At 68.2% G+C, this 16,579-nt stretch carries 18 protein-coding genes; 12 read left to right on the plus strand and 6 right to left on the minus strand.

The window, feature by feature from the left end; translation table 11 throughout:
- Window position 1: 1 nt before the first annotated feature.
- Together folE and MPLG2_RS16800 are read left to right on the plus strand one after the other, a co-directional pair.
- The gene (gene folE / locus MPLG2_RS16795; RefSeq protein WP_105187140.1) at window positions 2-565 is read left to right on the plus strand and encodes a GTP cyclohydrolase I FolE; all 564 of its coding nucleotides are present in this window, start codon (window positions 2-4) and stop codon (window positions 563-565) included.
- A 348-nt stretch (window positions 566-913) separates the two neighbouring features.
- Window positions 914-1,891, plus strand: coding sequence for a DUF559 domain-containing protein (locus MPLG2_RS16800; RefSeq protein WP_105187141.1), 978 nt, complete (start codon window positions 914-916; stop codon window positions 1,889-1,891).
- Between the two features lie 194 nt (window positions 1,892-2,085).
- Here MPLG2_RS16800 and MPLG2_RS16805 read toward each other — a convergent pair whose 3' ends face one another.
- Window positions 2,086-3,282 (minus strand): DDE-type integrase/transposase/recombinase, encoded by a 1,197-nt coding sequence (locus MPLG2_RS16805; RefSeq protein ID WP_173909610.1) that lies wholly within the window; start codon window positions 3,280-3,282, stop codon window positions 2,086-2,088.
- 144 nt (window positions 3,283-3,426) lie between these two features.
- On the opposite strand from MPLG2_RS16805, the gene folP reads away from it, so the two are divergent.
- From folP to MPLG2_RS16840, 7 genes are all read left to right on the plus strand, one after another.
- Window positions 3,427-4,248, plus strand: a complete 822-nt coding sequence (gene folP / locus MPLG2_RS16810) for a dihydropteroate synthase (protein WP_105187142.1) — start codon at window positions 3,427-3,429, stop codon at window positions 4,246-4,248.
- 23 nt (window positions 4,249-4,271) lie between these two features.
- A complete protein-coding gene (folB, locus tag MPLG2_RS16815; RefSeq protein WP_231935704.1) occupies window positions 4,272-4,640 on the plus strand; it encodes a dihydroneopterin aldolase in 369 nt (122 codons plus the stop codon).
- Window positions 4,637-5,209: a 2-amino-4-hydroxy-6-hydroxymethyldihydropteridine diphosphokinase gene (gene folK / locus MPLG2_RS16820; RefSeq protein ID WP_105187143.1), complete on the plus strand. Its 573-nt coding sequence runs from the start codon at window positions 4,637-4,639 to the stop codon at window positions 5,207-5,209. Before folB ends, folK begins: the two co-directional genes overlap by 4 nt.
- On the plus strand, window positions 5,209-5,721 hold the full coding sequence (locus MPLG2_RS16825) for a DUF3180 domain-containing protein (RefSeq protein WP_105187144.1): 513 nt from the start codon (window positions 5,209-5,211) through the stop codon (window positions 5,719-5,721). The genes folK and MPLG2_RS16825 overlap by 1 nt, the downstream gene beginning before the upstream one ends.
- Before the next feature lie 69 nt (window positions 5,722-5,790).
- Window positions 5,791-6,279, plus strand: coding sequence for a hypothetical protein (locus tag MPLG2_RS16830; protein ID WP_105187145.1), 489 nt, complete (start codon window positions 5,791-5,793; stop codon window positions 6,277-6,279).
- Window positions 6,280-6,514: 235 nt separating this feature from the next.
- The gene (locus MPLG2_RS16835) at window positions 6,515-6,838 is read left to right on the plus strand and encodes a histone-like nucleoid-structuring protein Lsr2 (protein ID WP_105187146.1); all 324 of its coding nucleotides are present in this window, start codon (window positions 6,515-6,517) and stop codon (window positions 6,836-6,838) included.
- Between the two features lie 172 nt (window positions 6,839-7,010).
- Complete coding sequence (locus MPLG2_RS16840) at window positions 7,011-9,503, plus strand: ATP-dependent Clp protease ATP-binding subunit (protein WP_105187147.1); 2,493 nt, start codon at window positions 7,011-7,013, stop codon at window positions 9,501-9,503.
- Window positions 9,504-9,560: 57 nt separating this feature from the next.
- Here the strand turns inward: MPLG2_RS16840 and MPLG2_RS16845 are convergent, their stop codons facing one another.
- Window positions 9,561-10,061 carry a DUF4064 domain-containing protein gene (locus tag MPLG2_RS16845; protein WP_105187148.1) on the minus strand — a complete coding sequence of 167 codons (501 nt, stop codon included), beginning with the start codon at window positions 10,059-10,061 and terminating at the stop codon, window positions 9,561-9,563.
- A gap of 52 nt (window positions 10,062-10,113) precedes the next feature.
- Window positions 10,114-10,974: an HhH-GPD family protein gene (locus MPLG2_RS16850; RefSeq protein ID WP_231935705.1), complete on the minus strand. Its 861-nt coding sequence runs from the start codon at window positions 10,972-10,974 to the stop codon at window positions 10,114-10,116.
- A gap of 70 nt (window positions 10,975-11,044) precedes the next feature.
- Here MPLG2_RS16850 and MPLG2_RS16855 point away from each other — a divergent pair, with 70 nt between their 5' ends.
- Window positions 11,045-11,692, plus strand: a complete 648-nt coding sequence (locus tag MPLG2_RS16855) for a hypothetical protein (protein ID WP_105187149.1) — start codon at window positions 11,045-11,047, stop codon at window positions 11,690-11,692.
- A gap of 6 nt (window positions 11,693-11,698) precedes the next feature.
- On the opposite strand, the gene disA is transcribed toward MPLG2_RS16855, so the two are convergent.
- The 3 genes from disA to MPLG2_RS16870 are packed head-to-tail and all read right to left on the minus strand — an operon-like array spanning window position 11,699 to window position 14,874.
- Window positions 11,699-12,748, minus strand: coding sequence for a DNA integrity scanning diadenylate cyclase DisA (gene disA / locus MPLG2_RS16860; RefSeq protein ID WP_105187150.1), 1,050 nt, complete (start codon window positions 12,746-12,748; stop codon window positions 11,699-11,701).
- 33 nt (window positions 12,749-12,781) lie between these two features.
- Window positions 12,782-14,182 (minus strand): DNA repair protein RadA, encoded by a 1,401-nt coding sequence (gene radA, locus MPLG2_RS16865; RefSeq protein ID WP_105187151.1) that lies wholly within the window; start codon window positions 14,180-14,182, stop codon window positions 12,782-12,784.
- 56 nt (window positions 14,183-14,238) lie between these two features.
- A complete protein-coding gene (locus tag MPLG2_RS16870; protein WP_105187152.1) occupies window positions 14,239-14,874 on the minus strand; it encodes a VOC family protein in 636 nt (211 codons plus the stop codon).
- Window positions 14,875-14,977: 103 nt separating this feature from the next.
- On the opposite strand from MPLG2_RS16870, the gene MPLG2_RS16875 reads away from it, so the two are divergent.
- Together MPLG2_RS16875 and MPLG2_RS16880 are read left to right on the plus strand one after the other, a co-directional pair.
- On the plus strand, window positions 14,978-15,793 hold the full coding sequence (locus tag MPLG2_RS16875; protein WP_105187153.1) for a sugar phosphate isomerase/epimerase family protein: 816 nt from the start codon (window positions 14,978-14,980) through the stop codon (window positions 15,791-15,793).
- Window positions 15,790-16,554, plus strand: a complete 765-nt coding sequence (locus MPLG2_RS16880; RefSeq protein WP_105187154.1) for a CPBP family intramembrane glutamic endopeptidase — start codon at window positions 15,790-15,792, stop codon at window positions 16,552-16,554. Before MPLG2_RS16875 ends, MPLG2_RS16880 begins: the two co-directional genes overlap by 4 nt.
- Window positions 16,555-16,579: the final 25 nt, after the last annotated feature.

The raw sequence follows: 16,579 nt of genomic DNA on the forward strand, positions 1-16,579 counted from the left end.
GATGCCGGTCGACCAGCCGCGCGTGGCCGCGGCCGTTCGCGAGTTGCTGATCGCCATCGGTGAGAACCCCGATCGCGAAGGGCTGCAAGAAACCCCGTACCGAGTGGCGCGCGCCTACGCTGAGATGTTCGAGGGCCTCGACCAGACGGCCTCCGACGTACTGAGCACCACCTTCGACATAGCCCACGACGAGATGGTGCTGGTCAAAAACATTGAGGTGTGGAGCACCTGCGAGCACCACCTGGTGCCGTTCACCGGCTTGGCCCACGTGGGCTACATTCCGGCGGCGCAGGGCCGCATCACGGGGCTGAGCAAGATCGCCCGGTTGGTCGACGTGTTCGCCAAGCGCCCCCAGGTGCAAGAGCGCCTGACCACCCAGATCGCCGACGCGCTGATGGAGCACCTGGAGCCCCGTGGGGTGATCGTGGTGATCGATTGCGAGCACCTGTGCATGACCATGCGTGGGGTGCACAAACCGGGGGCGCGCACGGTCACCTCGGCCGTGCGCGGCACGCTGCGCAACCCGGCCATCCGCGCCGAGGCGATGAGCCTGATCATCGGCTGAAGCGCACGAAGGCCGGGGTCGCGCACCACTTCGTCATTCCGGCGAACGCCGGAATCTCTGCCGTGACCCGTCGAGTGAGCGCGGTCGCGTTGAGTACTGGGCTGTACGTGTGAGATCCCGGCGTCCGTCCGCCGGGATGGCGTGGTGGGGCGATCGAACCGGCCCCTTCATTCCGGCGAGTGCCGAACAGCGCGCCGTCCGACCGGGCGGTGACGACCAGCAACGGCCGTCCAGCCGACCGAGCGCACAGGCGGTTGAGCCTGTCGAACCTCCGGCAGTTATCCACAGATTTCTCGCCGACCATGCTCGCGGGCCCTCTCCGTGCGGCCGGTGCTTCACATTGGGGGGATGCGCCCGCCCAAGCCCTGCCTGTTGCCCAAGACGCCCAGCACTCGCCGGCAACTACTGGCGCATGGCGTCACCGCGCAGATGATTCGCACCGCCCTGAGCTCTGGCCGGCTGTACCGAATCCGGCGGGGCGTGTTCATCGACTCCACCGTGTGGCCCGAGCATGCACGCGATCAGCACCTGATACGCGCCCTGGCCGAACTCGAGGTCTGCCCCAGCGGGGTGCTGAGTCATGAATCTGCCGGTGCGGCCTGGCAGTTGCCGCACCCGGGCTTTGGGCAGTGGCATGACGCCCCGGTCAGTCTCACCCTGCCGCGGTTGGAGTCGTCGCGGGCACGACGCGGCCGGGTCGTGCATCACCTGGCCGAACTGGTCCCTTCGGTCGTCACCCGTGACACTAAGGGACGGCCGGTCACCACGCTGGCGCGCACCGCGGTCGATCTGGCCACCGGCCGGCCGCTGCCCGAGGCGCTGGTGATTCTCGACGGGGCGGCCAGGCTGCTGTGCGCCGCCATGATCAGCAACCCGCGACGCACGGACTACGCCAACCCACGGTTGATGGCGGCCGCGCGCGAGCTCTTTGCTCAAGCCGCCGATGCCCGACTGCCGGCCGGACTGACGCAGGCGATCGAGCTGACCGATGCGCGCCGCGAGTCGCCGCCGGAGTCGTTGTCGGCGGGGCACTTTCACCTGGCCGGGCTGCCGGAACCGGCGTATCAGGTGATGATCGACACACCGATCGGTCAGCTGTTTCCCGACTTCTACTGGCCGGAGCATCGGTTGGTCGGCGAGTGCGACGGCGCCGTGAAGTATGCCGACCCGCAGGGGTATGCACGTGAGAAGGAGCGTGAGCAAGTACTGCGCGACCTCGACTACCCGATGGTGCGCTGGTTGGCGAAGGAAATCATGCTGCGGCCTGATCGTGTGATCGAACGGGTGAAACGGGCGCTCGCCGCAGCGCCCCCACTTTGTGGTTGAAATGGCGCCCCGATGCGGGCCCCTGTGGCAGCCACGCCACTTAGTGGTTGAAATAGATACCCCAGGGGAGTATTTATTTCAACCACAAGTTGGCGGAACCGACCCCGCGGCCTTTCAAGGGGCAGGAACGTCTTGCCTCACGTCAAGATGTCCGCGGGTGATTGGCGCGTGCCTCATATGAAATGTCCGGATGGTTAGGCGGCGGGGCGGGTGCCGAGGGTGCGTGCTTTGGCTAGGTCGATGAGTTGTTGCTGGATGTGGTTGATGCCTCGGGTGATGCGTGCTGGGTTGAGCTTGTCGTGTTCGGCTGCGAGCCGGGCACGGGTCGCGGGGTCGGGCGGGCCGGTGTCGAGGAGCCGCTGGTAGGGGGTTTTGGGTTTGTCGTAGACACGCTTCTTGCGGCCGCTGCGGGTCTGGGTCCAGTCGACGGCTTTGACGCAGGGCAGCAGGTGGTTCTTGCGGGCCATGACCAGGTCCCAGAGTTGGTTGAGCAGGGCGAGTTCGGTGTCGGTTTCGTAGCGGTAGCGGAAGGCGTGGCGGCGGACCCAGTCGCCGTTGCGTTGCTCGATGTGGGCGTTGTCGTTGTGGTGGTAGGGCCGGCCGCGGGTGATCGGGATGTGGTGGTCGTCGCACCAGGCGATCACGGACCAGTTCATGAACTCGGAGCCGTTGTCGAAGTCCATGCCGGCGATCGGGAGGGGTGCCAGTTTGGCGATCCATTCCAGGCCGGCGTGGACGTGCACGAACGCGTTGTTGCGGATGCTGCGCAGCATGGTCCAGCCGGTCACCGGATCGGTTGCTGACAAGGTGCGAAGGAACTCGCCTTTGAGTGTGTGGCCGCAGTGAGCGACAGTGTCCAACTCCAGAAACCCGGGCACGGTGATCGGGTCGTCGGTCGCGGTGCGCAGCGGGATCGAGGACCGCAGGATGTGCGAGGGTCGGGTGCTGGACAGGCCGGCGGCGGGGTAGCCGGCAGCCTTGTGCGGTTTCAGGTAACGGTCGATCGTGGCTGCCGACATCGACCTTAGTTCGTCGATCACCGTGTCGCTGACCCGGTCGGCGACCTTGCCGAGCTCACGGTCTCGAACCAGCCGACACAGGGTGTCCTCCATCACCACGGCCAGGTACTTGCCCGATGGTTGACCGGCCAGCCGCCACACCTCCTGCAACACGATCAGCGCATCGTAGGAGTACTTGCGTGGGCGTGGTTTCCGCTGCTGGTCGCGGGCCGCGCCCTTGCGGGTGGCCGCGGCCCGGATCGCTCGGCGGGCGTGATCGCGGGTCCAGCCCGTCGACGCCACTAGCGCGTCGAGGATACGGCTCTTCTCAGCTCTGTCCGCCTTCGCGTATTCGCGGGCGAACTTCTTGGTCACATCACGGCGCGACGCCATCGACAACTCCCTGCTCACAGGGCCAGGGAACCCCAACAGCTAGGCGGACATCCTCATGTGAGGCACGCGCTGCCCTTCCCGGACCTTTTACGTGAGTCAAGTCGAGGAATTTCAACCACAAAGGGGCGTCGGTACGCTGATCCGATGCGACAGTTGCTCGATCAGGGACGAACCCTGGTGATGGGCATCATCAACGTCACCCCCGACTCGTTCTCGGACGGTGGCGACTACGCCTCGACCGAACGCGCCGTCGCGCGCGGCTTCGACCTGATCGAGCAGGGCGCCGACCTGATCGACATCGGGGGCGAATCCACCCGGCCGGGCGCCCAGCGGGTCGATGCGCGGGGCGAGTTGCGGCGCGTGGTGCCGGTGATTCGTGAACTGGCGAGCGGCGGGGCGGTGATCAGCGTCGACACGATGCGCGCCGAGGTGGCCCGAGCCGCAGTCGAAGCGGGCGCCGCCGTCGTCAACGACGTGTCGGGTGGCCTCGGCGACCCTGCCATGCTGCCCGCCGTGGCCGAGTTGGGCGTGGGCTACATCGCCATGCACTGGCGCGGCCAGTCCGACGTGATGCACAACCTCGCCCATTACGACGACGTGGTGGCCGACGTGCACAGTGAACTGAGCGATCGCCTCGACGCGGCGCTCGATGCCGGCATCGAGCTCGATCAGATCGTGCTCGACCCGGGCCTCGGTTTCGCCAAGACCACCGAGCACAACTGGACGTTGCTGGCCGGCCTCGACCAGCTGGCGAGCCTTGGCCGGCCATTGCTGATCGGTGCGTCGCGGAAGCGATTTCTCGGCGACCTGCTCGACGGCCGAACCGCCAAGGAACGTGACGACGCCACACTCGCCCTCACCGTGCTGCTGGCCGAGCGCGGCGTCTGGGCGGTGCGCACGCACACCGTGCGAGCCCAACGCGACGCCATCGCGGTGGTGGGCCGGCTGGCGCGCACCGTGGAGTAACCTCGCTTCTCGGAGGTGAGTGCATGCAGGCGATGCCCGACCGGGTCCGGCTGACCGGCATGCGGTTCAGCGCGACCCACGGGGTCTACGACTTCGAGCGTGCTCAGCCGCAGACGTTCGTGGTCGACGTCACCTGCGAACTGCTGTCTCGCCCCGATTCGGACGAGCTCGCCACCACCCTCGACTACGCCGAGTTGGCGCGCGTCATCGCGGCGGACGTGACCGGCGAACCCGTCAACCTGATCGAGTCACTTGCGGAACGCATCGCCCGCACCTGCCTGCGGCACCCGCTGGTCGGAGCGGTCGAGGTGACCGTGCACAAGCCGAACGCGGTCATGCCTGTCGAGTTGACCGACATCACCGTCACCATCACCAGGAGCCGCCCCGCATGACCCAGGCCGACGCGTTTCCGAACTTTCACCTCGACTTCGACGTCGACACCCTCGCCGGCATGGTGCCGATTCGTTCGGTGGTGTTCTCGATCGGGTCGAACCTGGGTGACCGGCTCGGCTATCTGCAGGGTGCGGTCGATTCGCTGCGCGCCACACCGAACCTGACCGTCGTGGACGTGTCGCCGGTATACGAAACCGATCCGGTGGGTGACGTGCTCGACCAGCCGCAGTTTCTCAACGCGGTGGTTCGAGCAGACTCGACCTTGGCCTCGCCGGTGCTGCTCGAACGGGCCCAGGCGATCGAGAACGCCTACCGTCGTACCCGCGAGGTGCCCGGCGGCCCACGCACCCTGGACGTCGACCTGATCGTCGTGGGGGAGCGCATCAAGAACACACCGCTGCTGACTCTGCCCCACCCGCGGGCGCACGAGCGAGCCTTCGTGCTGGCGCCTTGGCTCGACATCGACCCCACGGCGGACGTCCCCGAGCGAGGCCCGGTGGCGGCCCTGCTGGCCGGCATCGACAGCTCCGGAGTTCGCCGGCGCGACGATCTGACGATCGAGATCTGATGCCTCAGCCCCGCCCGTCGGTCGAGCCGACCGGCGCCACCGTGCTGCTGATCGCGGGCGTCACCGGGGCCGGGTTGACCTGGCTCGCGCTGTCGGCGATCGAGGGCCTGGGGTGGCCTGCGCCGGCGGTGCCGTTGCTGGCCGCCGCGGTCGTCGCCGTGCTGGCTGTCGCCACCGCCCTGGCCGCCCGTTGGACCCACCGTGTCGTGCACGTGAAGCGTGAGGCGATCGAGCCGCAACGGGCGGTCGGGCTGTTGCTGGCCGGCAAGGCGGCGATGATCGGCGGTACGGCCCTGGCGGCGGGCTACGCCACGGTGGCGATGCGCGCCCTGCCGTACCTAGACGCAGCGCTGCCGCGTGAACGTGCGCTCGTCGCTACGGCGGTCGCGTTACTCAGCGCGGTGCTCGCGGTGGCGGGCTGGGCGTTGGAACGCGCCTGTCAGCTGCCGCCCGACGACGATTCCAGCGACGCGCCCGGAGGTGATCCAAAAGGGGCGCCCAGCCCCGGTTAGGCTGCGCTCGTGAAGCCTCATTCGAGTCGTGTGCGCCGCCCGTCGCGGGGGCGAATCGCTTCATTCGCGGTGCTGGCCGTGGTCGGCTGCGCCGCCGTGCTGATCGTGTTGTTCGGCGACCGGCTGAGCCGCGGGGTTGCGGTCGCGGCCCTGCTGGCCGGCGCGGTGCTGGCCTGCACGCTGGCCTGGCGCCAGAATCGGGCGGCCGAACGAGTGTCGAGGGCGGCCGAACTGGGCCAAGCCATGCGCTTCAACGAGCAACTGCGGGCCGAACGCAAGCGCAACCGGGCCGTGCTGGGCACTCTGGCGGGCCGGTTCGACGACCTGAACGCACAGTTGCAGCAGTCGAAGGCCCGCACCTGCGCCCTGCAGCAGGAACTCTCCACTCTGCGTGGCAACTTCGAGGCGCTGCGGGTCGAACTCGAACTTCAGGCGGTGCTGCACCCTCCGGCTCCGGTGGTCGAGTTGGCGCCGCGCACCGATTCGCCCGACCCGTGGGTGACGGCCCGCGAGCTGTGGCGAATTGACGATCGGCCCGCGATCAGCCGTCCCGCTTGACGCATACCCTGACCGCCCTCAATTCACCGGTTTTCTCGGATCGTCGTCTTTGGGCAACATCTGATCAGTGGTGCATCGGCGCACTAACCGCAGGTACAAAATGAAGGATTTTTCACTGCGGGTTGCGCTGTTCGCAAGTTTGCATTGCATTTGATTGCCTGTAAGGTTGTGACTCACATGGCTGATCGGGGGAACAGACCAGGTGAAAACATCACTCGACGTGGGAGGAAAGAATATGGCGCAACGTATCGTCTATCGTCTCGAAGACGATCTCGACAACAGCGAAGCCGCCGAGACCATTGTGTTCGGTGTCGATTCGGTCAGTTACGAGATCGACCTGTCCGAGGCCAACGCGCAGAAGCTGCGCGACCTGCTGGCACCGTATGTCGCGGCCGGCCGCCGGGTGGGTGGCCGTCGCAAGTCGGGCGGACGTCGCCGGGCCGGGGGCAGCTCTGCGGGCGAGATCCGTGCGTGGGCGGCCGAGAACGGCCACAACGTGTCGGCCCGGGGCCGGGTGCCTGCCGAGGTGCGCGAGGCCTACGACCGGGCGCACAGCTGAGCACATCGTCGATTTCGACCAACGAACGGCCCCGGTAATTACCCGGGCCGTTCGCCGTTGGCGTAGCCGGAACAGATCGCGCCGGGTGCGGGTTGCATAGACTGACAGTGCCTGGGCGGGTCGGCCGACCCTGCCGACGGCGTCCGGCTCAGCCGGAGTGAGGAGTTTGCACATGTTCGACCGGTTCACCGACCGTGCCCGCCGGGTGATCGTTCTGGCCCAGGACGAAGCCCGCATGCTGAACCACAACTACATCGGCACCGAGCACATTCTGCTCGGCCTGATTCACGAGGGCGAGGGTGTTGCGGCCAAGGCGCTGGAGGCGCTGGGCATTTCACTCGAGGCTGTGCGCGAACAGGTCGAAGAGATCATCGGGCAGGGCCAGCAGGCGCCCACCGGTCACATTCCGTTCACGCCGCGGGCCAAGAAGGTGCTCGAGCTCTCGATGCGCGAGGCGCTGCAGATCAACCACCCCTACATCGGCACCGAGCACATTCTGCTCGGCCTGATCCGTGAGGGTGAGGGTGTCGCCGCCCAGGTGCTGATCAAGCTCGGCGCCGACCTCAACCGGGTGCGCAACCAGGTGCTGCAGCTGCTCAGCGGTTTCCAGGGCAAAGAGGCGGCCACCGCGGGTGCGCCCGAAAGCGGCCCGGCCCAGCAGGGCAGCTCGATTCTCGACCAGTTCGGCCGCAACCTCACCCAGGCCGCCCGCGAGAACAAGCTCGACCCGGTGATCGGCCGTGAGAAAGAGATCGAGCGGGTCATGACGGTGCTGTCGCGCCGCACCAAGAACAACCCCGTGCTGATCGGCGAGCCCGGCGTGGGCAAGACCGCCGTGGTCGAGGGCCTTTCGCAGGCGATCGTGCGCGGCGACGTGCCCGAAACGCTGCGTGACAAGCAGATCTACACCCTCGACCTGGGCGCTCTGGTGGCCGGTTCACGCTACCGTGGCGACTTCGAGGAGCGCCTGAAGAAGGTGCTCAAAGAGATCAAGACCCGCGGTGACGTGGTGCTGTTCATCGACGAGATCCACACCCTGGTGGGTGCGGGTGCCGCCGAGGGAGCCATCGACGCCGCGTCGATCCTGAAGCCGATGCTCGCTCGTGGCGAGCTGCAGACCATCGGCGCCACCACGCTCGACGAGTACCGCAAGTACATCGAGAAGGACGCCGCGCTCGAACGCCGGTTCCAGCCGATCCAGGTGGCCGAGCCGTCCATCGCGCTGACCATCGACATTCTGCGGGGCCTGCGCGACCGCTACGAGGCGCATCACCGCATCACCATCACCGACGCCGCGCTCACCGCGGCCGCGCAACTGGCCGACCGGTACATCTCTGACCGGTTCCTGCCCGACAAGGCGATCGACCTGATCGACGAGGCGGGCGCCCGGCTGCGTATTCGGCGCATGACCGCACCGCCCGACCTGCGCGAGTTCGACGAGCGCATCGCCAAGGTGCGGCTCGAAAAAGAGGCCGCCATCGACGCGCAAGACTTCGAACGCGCCGCCCGGCTGCGTGATGACGAGCGCAAGCTGCTGATCGCCCGCTCCGAGAAGGAAGAGGCGTGGAAGGTCGGCGACTCCGACGTGCCGGCCGAGGTCGGCGAAGAAGAGATCGCCGAGGTGCTCAGCTCTGCCACCGGCATTCCGGTGTTCAAGCTCACCGAAGAAGAGTCCTCGCGGCTGCTCAAGATGGAAGAAGAGATCGGCAAGCGCTACATCGGCCAGCACGACGCGGTCAAGGCGCTCTCGCGGTCGATCCGGCGTACCCGCGCCGGCTTGAAGGATCCCAAGCGGCCGTCGGGCTCGTTCATCTTCGCCGGGCCCTCGGGTGTGGGCAAGACCGAACTCACCAAGGCGCTCACCGAATTCCTGTTCGGCGATGAAGATGCGTTGATCACCCTCGACATGAGCGAATACTCCGAGAAGCACACGGCGTCACGCATGTTCGGGTCTCCTCCTGGCTACGTGGGGTACGAAGAAGGCGGCCAGCTCACCGAAAAGGTGCGCCGCAAGCCGTTCAGTGTGGTGCTTTTCGACGAGATCGAGAAGGCCCATCCCGACATCTTCAACTCGCTGTTGCAGATTCTCGACGAGGGCCGGTTGACAGACGCGCAGGGTCGCGTCGTCGACTTCAAGAACACGGTGATCGTGATGACCACCAACCTGGGTACCCGCGACATTTCCAAGGCGGTCAACCTGGGCTTCAGCCAGTCGGCCGACAGTGTCAGCAGCTACGAAAAGATGAAGGCCAAGGTGTCGGACGAGCTCAAGCAGCACTTTCGTCCCGAATTCCTCAACCGCGTCGACGAGATCGTGGTGTTCCACCAGTTGTCGCAGGCCGACATCGAGCGCATCGTCGACCTGATGGTGGGCGAGATCGAGAACCGGCTGCGTGACCGCGACATGGGCATCGAGCTCACGCACGCGGCCAAGGCCCTGATCGCCAAGCGTGGCTACGATCCGGTGCTGGGAGCCCGTCCGCTGCGGCGTGCGATTCAGCGCGACATCGAAGACATTCTGGCCGAGAAGATCCTGTTCGCCGACATTCACCCCGGTGAGATCGTGGTTGTGGACGTGGCGCCCGAGGGTTCGGAGTTGCCGTTCTCGTTCAACGGCGTGCCGAAGGCCCAGATGCCCGACGTGCCGGCCGAACTCACCAACTGACCCGGTACCGCAACGCCCCCGACAGCCAGGCTGTCGGGGGCGTCGTGGCGTTGCACATCACGACAGCGTGAAGGCCGCGATGAGGCCGACGATCAGCAGAATGCCTGCGATGACGAACATGCTGCCCACAATGCCCAGTACGTAACCGGCGGTCAGCTTGCCGGTGTCGCGGTAGACCCCGGGATTGTTGACCAGTTCGCGCTTGGCCTTGGCGCCCAGGTACCACGCGATGGGGCTGATGAACGGAAACATGATGAAGTTGGCGCACATGCCCACGATGCCGAGGGTGAGTACCAGATTCGAGTTCGGGTGCTCGGGCAGCGGGGGCGTGCCGTAGCCGTAGGGCAACTGCTGGCCGAACTGCAGCGGGGGTGCCGTGACGGGCTCGAGCACGCCGAAGTGCTGGGGTTCAGACCAGCCGCTGGGTTCTTGGGCACGGCTGGGCTCGGGGTGCACGACCGGGTTGGTGTAGTTGCTCGCCGGTGGCTGCTGGGGCGCCGGGTGGGGGGTGCCGAAACCGGCACCGCTGGTCCACGGCGACTGCTGCTCGTTGCTCATCGATTCCCCTCCTGGCCGTCCAGAATACGGCGCCGTGGGAGCGCCGCCGCCGTCAGAGGGTGTACCCCTCGCGGTCGGTGCGTACCAGGCCGTCGGACAGCAGAGACTGCAGCGCGGCGGACGCCTGGGCCTGATCGGGCCATCCGCCCACCAACGTGGCGGCATCGGCCGAGCGGCCGGTCGGCAGCGCACGCAACGCCGCCAGCACGTGCCCGCGTGCGGCGCGGTCGGTGCCTGCGTACAACTGCCGCGGACGAGCCGGGCCCGGTGGCCGTCCGGCCGCCAGCCAGCGGCACGACGTCGCGACCGGGCAGGCCGGGCAGTCGGGCCGGGCCGACCGGCAGACCTGAGCGCCGAGTTCCATGGCCGCCACCGACCACACCGCCGCGTGCCGCTCCGGCAGCCACGCGGCAGCGCGCCGTCGCTCCGCCGCGGTCGGAGCGCCCAGGGGTGCATCGGCGCCGCCGTCCAGCCGGGCCAGCACGCGCCGCACGTTGACGTCGAGCACCACCTCGGCCGCGCCGTAGGCGAAGCTGGCGATCGCCGCGGCCGTGTAGTCGCCCACGCCGGGCAGCGCGCGCAGCTCGTCGGGGTCGCTCGGCACCCGCCCGCCGTGCCGCCCGGTGATCACGGTGGCGGCGGCGTGCAGTCGCTGGGCGCGGCGCGGGTAGCCCAGCCGTCCCCAGGCCCGCACAGCCTCGCCCACCGGCTCGGCGGCCAGCGCGGCCGGCGTGGGCCACCTCACGAGCCACTGCTGCCAGGGTTGCAGCACCCGCGCCACCGGGGTCTGCTGCAGCATGAACTCGCTGACCATCACCCCCCACGGCGAGGCGTCGGCGCGGCGCCACGGCAGGTCGCGGGCATGCCGGTGGTACCAGTCGATGACGACTGTCGCCAGCTCGGTGCGATCCACCGGCCCACTGTAGGCGGTACCCCCGGCGTGGTGCGCCTCGCAACCGGGTGAGGTTGCCTAACCTTGCGACATGAGCGAAGTGCTGACTGGCAAAGGTCCGCAACCGCCGTCGGTGTACTGGATTCGTCGGGGCCTGGTCGCGCTGATCGCCGTCGTCGTCATCGGGCTGCTGATCTGGGCGTTCACGCCGAAGAACCAGCCGACCACAGCCACTCCGGCCGCCACCACGCCGGCACCGTCGGCCACCGTTCCCTCGTCGTCCGGCTCGCCCTCAGACCCGCCGAGCGGCACCCCGAGCGCGTCGCCCAGCCCCTCGTCGACGGCTCCGACGGCCTGTGAGCCGATCGGGGTGCAGCTCACCCTCGCCGGGTTCAAGTCGGTGAAGTCCGACGGCAAGCAGACGTTCAGTGTCACCGCCGAGAACAACACCGCGCTGCCGTGCGTGATGGAGATCAACAAGGCAACGTTCCTGCTACGGGTTGCTTCCGGCAGTGACCTGATCTGGAGCAGCGGCCACTGCGACAAGTGGCTGCCCGAGCTGAAGAAGCAGACCCTCAAGGCCGGCGCCAGCGTCGAGTTCAAGGTGCCCTGGGGGCTGTACCGATCGGCTGATGGTTGCGAGCAGGCCAAGAGCAAACTGGGTGCCGGCACCTACAGCGCCACGGCGCTCTACCGTGAGTCTTCCAGCGACCGGTTCGTGTTCACCATCACCAAGTGACGCGGTTCAGTCGAGGCGCTCGGCGTAGGCCGATTCGGCCAGCCTGATCAGGCCCTCGCGCACCGCGCGGGCGATCGCGTAGTCGACACCGTCAACACCCAGCAGGTCGGACGTGCTGGCGCCGAACAGGGCCTGCAGGTCGCCGAAGTGCACCACCAGGGTTTCGGCGACTTCGGGTGAGAGTTGGGCGATCTGGGCCAGTTGGCGGTGCCCGCGGGCAGACACTCGAAGCCCCAGATCGTCGCCCAGACCACAGGCCCGGGCGATGAGCGCAGGGTGGGCCAGGTCGTCACTGTCGAGCGCGGCCAGCGGCGCCAGCCGCAGCGGGGCGGCACCGTCGGCGTAGTCGCGTTCCAACTGGGTGCCCAGTTGGTCGAGCCCCATCACCAACTCGCGCAGTTGCAGACGCACCAGCCGGCCATCGGTGCCCAATTCGATCGCGTAGCCGTTGACCTCTTGCTGCAGCCGCCGCACCATTTCGAGCCGCTGGGCGACCAGCGCGATGTCGCGCACCGCGGCGGCATCGTGCACTTCTGCCGCCGAGAGGCGCGCCGTGGCCTCGTTGAGCCTCGTGGCGTACCGCGCCAGGGTGGCCAGGGCTTGGTTGGCCCGGGCCAGCAGCTGCTCAGGCCGCTGCACCACCCAGCGCCGGCCGTCGACGAACAACGAAATGGTCGACATCGACGCCGACACCGTGACGGTCGGCACGCCGGTCTGGCTGGCCACCCGGTCTGCGGTGCGGTGCCTGGTGCCGGTTTCGGACGTTTCGACGCTCGCGTCGGGCATCAGGTGCACACCGGCGAACAGAATGCGGTCGAGGGCGTCGTTGAGAATGATCGCACCGTCCATCTTTGCCAGCTCGCGCAGCGCGGTGCCGGTGAAGGCGACGTCGATGGCGAACCCCCCGGTGGCCAGCGCCTGCAGCCGGGCGTTGTTGCCCAGCGTGACCAGCGCGCCCGTGCGGCCCTGCACGATGCGGTCGAGCCCGTCGCGCAGCTCGGTGCCCGGCGCGATCAGAGGCAGGGCGCGGTTGAGCCGGCTGGACGTTGCGTTCACACGTGACCTCGGGTTGGTGGGGTTGGCCGCACTCTACTCGGCCAGCCGCAACCTCGGGGCCTCGGGGTCGCGACGCTTCGGCGGACGCAGCTGCAACAGATCGACCGCCGCAGCCACGGTGCCCACCTCGACGGCCCGCATACCCCTCAGGCCGATGTTGCTGCCCGGCGGCACCAGAGCCAGGCCGAACCCCAGCCGGGCCGCTTCGGCGATCCGCCGCTCGACCCCCGCGACGCGGCGCACCTCACCCGACAGCCCCACCTCGCCCAACGCGATCAGCGGCCGGTGAAAGGCGTGCTCGGCGGCCGCGGACGCCACAGCGAGGGCAACGGCCAGGTCGGCAGCCGGATCGACCACGCGGGCTCCGCCGACGGTGGACACGTAGACCTCTTTGTTGTGCAGGCGCACCTTGGCCTTGCGTTCGAGCACCGCGAGAATCACCGACACGCGACCGCCTTCCAGGCCGTGCGTGACCCGTCGCGGCGTTTGCGCAGCGGACGGCGCCACCAGCGCCTGCAGCTCGCCCAGCAGCGGCCGCCGGCCTTCTTGGGTGACCGTCAACGCGGTGCCCGGCACCGGCTCGGCGCGGGCCGAGGTGAACAGGTGGCTCGGGTCGGCCACCTCACGGATGCCGCCCTCGGTCATCTCGAAACAACCCACCTCGTCGGCCGGCCCGAACCGGTTCTTGGTGGCCCGCACGAGCCGCAGCCCGCTGTGCCGGTCGCCCTCGAACGACAGCACCACGTCGACCAGATGCTCCAACAGCCGGGGGCCGGCCACCGTGCCGTCTTTGGTGACGTGGCCCACCAGCAGCACCGGCAACCGGCGTTGCTTCGCGACCCGCACCAGGGCGTTGGTGACCTCGCGCACCTGCGCCACCCCGCCCGCCACTCCGTCGGTGCCGCTGACCGTGACGGCCTGCACCGAGTCGAGAACCAGCAGTTCGGGGTCGAGTTGTTCGATGTGCGTCAGTACCGCGCCGAGATCGGTTTCGGCAGCCAGAAACAGTTGGTCGTGCAGGGCCCCGGTGCGCCCCGCCCGCAGCCGCACCTGGGCGGCGGACTCTTCGGCCGACACGTACAGGGTGCGCCGCCCACCGCCGGCCCACCGCGCGGCCACGTCGAGCAGCAGCGTCGACTTGCCGACCCCGGGTTCACCCGCCAGCAGCACCACCGCGCCGGCCACCAGGCCGCTGCCCAGCACCCGGTCGAGCTCGCCGACCCCGGTGGGGGTCGAGGCGGCCTCGTGCAGCGGAACGTCTCTGATCGGACGAGCCGCGCTCATCACCGCCGCACCGGCGACGGACCCTCGTGACGGTGTGGACGTGTGCGGTGCCATCGAACCCCACGCCTGGCATTGGTTGCAGCGCCCGACCCAGCGGGCGCTCGTCCAGCCGCACTCTGAGCAACGGTGGGCGACAGCGGTTTTGGCCATGTACCGCAGGCTAGGGCGAGCGGCTGACAGTTTCGTCAGCCGCCGCGCGCGAAGGGTCAGATGCGCACGCGTCCGGCGGGGGTGTTGAAGGTCACCGCGTCGATGCCGGGCTGGCCGTTGGGCGAGGTGAAGCGAATGTAGACGCCGTCGAAGCTGCCGTCGACCTCGGCGCCGATCCAGTCTTCGACCCGCTCTTCGTTGCCCGCGATCTCGAGCTCGGCCAACTGCAACTGGCCACCGAGTGCCCGGGGGAGCACCGACTCGTCACTGGTCCATTTGATGAAGTAGGGCAGCTGCGGGTCTGACATCAGCCCCTTGACCCCGATCTGCTCCCACTCGAGCAGGCGTCCGTCGGGAAAGTGTCGCGACCCGCGAACCGCTTCGCGGCCGAGCCGTGCTTCGTACGGTGCCAGGTCGGGCACCGAGACCACCCAACCGAGCCAGCCGCCGCCCATTTCGGACCGCGCCCGCACGGCCTGGCCGAACGGTGCTTTCTCGGCGGCCGGGTGCTCAAGCACCTCGACGACCTCGAGGTAGCGATCATCGGCCAGCGGAAGAATGTTGTTGCGGGTGCCGAAGCGGGGGTGAAAGCCGCCGTCACGAAACTTCGCGCCCAGCAGGTCACCCAACCGCTCGACCTCTGCCGCGAGGCCGGCCGGACCGGCCGCGAAAGTCAGATGATCGACATGCATGGGCCCATTGTCACGTCAGGGTGCCGTGGATGCGAAATCGGGCATCCGAGAGCCCCTGTGGGCTCGACGCGACAGGCCTCCACCGCTCGTGGCGCGGCCTATCATGGCGGGCGTGAATGCCTCGTCAGGCGTCAAGGTGGCGCTGTCCACGTCGTCGGTGTACCCCGAGACCACCGCGGCCGGTTTCGAGGTGGCGAGCCTGCTCGATTACGACGGCGTCGAAGTGATGGTGGGCATCGATCCGCTGGCCGCCGACGTCGACGCCGTGCAGCGGCTGCGCGACTACCACCAGATACCGGTGTTGGCCGTGCACGCGCCGTGCCTGCTGATCACCCAGCGGGTGTGGGGCACCGACCCGTGGGCCAAGCTCGAGCGGGCCACGCAGGCCGCCACCCAACTGGGTGCCGATGTGGTGGTGGTGCACCCGCCGTTCCGCTGGCAGCGCAGCTACGCGACCAACTTCGTCGAGGGTGTGCGTGACCTCGTGCAGCGCACCGGGGTGATGATCGCGGTCGAGAACATGTTCCCCTGGCGGGCGCCCGGCGGTGGCGACTTCAAGGCTTACAAGCCGAGCTGGGATCCGTCCGATCTCGACTACGACCACCTGACGCTCGACCTTTCGCACGCCGCGACGGCCAGGCAGAACTCGCTCGACCTGGTTCGTGCCTGGGGTGAGCGACTCGCGCACGTCCACCTCACCGACGGCAACGGGTCGGCCAAGGACGAGCACCTGCTGCCGGGCACGGGCAACCAGGGCGCCGATGAGGTGCTGGCCGAACTGACCCGGCGCCACTACGGCGGCCACGTGGTGCTGGAGGTGAACACCAACGATCTCGACCGGGCCGGTCGTGAACAGGCGTTGGCCTCGGCGCTCGCGTTCGCGCGCACCCACCTGGCCACGGTGAGCGAACCCCGGTGAGCGAGCCCGCGGACGTCCTGGTGCCGGCGAGGCGACCGGGCTGGGAGGTGCTGCTGGTGCTGGGGGTGTCGCTGGGCCAGTCGGCGGTGTACTCGATCTTGTCGATCGCCGAGAAGCTGACCCGACCGCAGCCGTTGGGGCAGCAGACCACCACCATCAACGCATCGGTGACGCCGGATCGTCCGTGGCTCGACCTGAGCTACCAGGTGGCGGCGATCGTGTTTCCGCTCGTTCCGGCCCTGTTGGCGCTGTACCTGCTGCGGCTGACCGGCGATCGCGCACGCATCGGCTTCGACCTGAGTCGGCCGTGGCACGACCTGGGCCGCGGCTTTCTGATCGCCGCCGGCATCGGGGTGCCCGGGTTGGCGTTGTACTTCGCGGCCCGCGCGCTGGGGCTGAACACCAACGTGCAACCGGCGAATCTGGCCGCCAACTGGTGGACGGTGCCGGTGCTGATCGGGCTGGCGATCATGAACGGCGTGCTCGAAGAGGTGGTGATCGTCGGTTACTGGTTCACCCGCATGAGCCAGGCCGGCTGGAGTGTCGCGGCCGTGTTGATCGGCAGTGCCGTGATCCGCGGTTCGTACCACCTGTACCAGGGCTTCGGCGGCTTCGTCGGCAACCTGGCGATGGGGCTGGTCTTCGGCTGGATCTATCTGCGCACCAAACGCATCGGCCCGCTGGTGGCCGCGCACATCATTCTCGACCTGTTCGCCTTCGTCGGCTATTCGCTGATCGCCCCCTACGTCGACTGGCTCTGACCGGTATTGGGGACGGTTCCGATTA

Origin of the sequence: Micropruina glycogenica (assembly GCF_900289045.1) — a bacterium.
Lineage (GTDB): Bacteria > Actinomycetota > Actinomycetes > Propionibacteriales > Propionibacteriaceae > Micropruina > Micropruina glycogenica.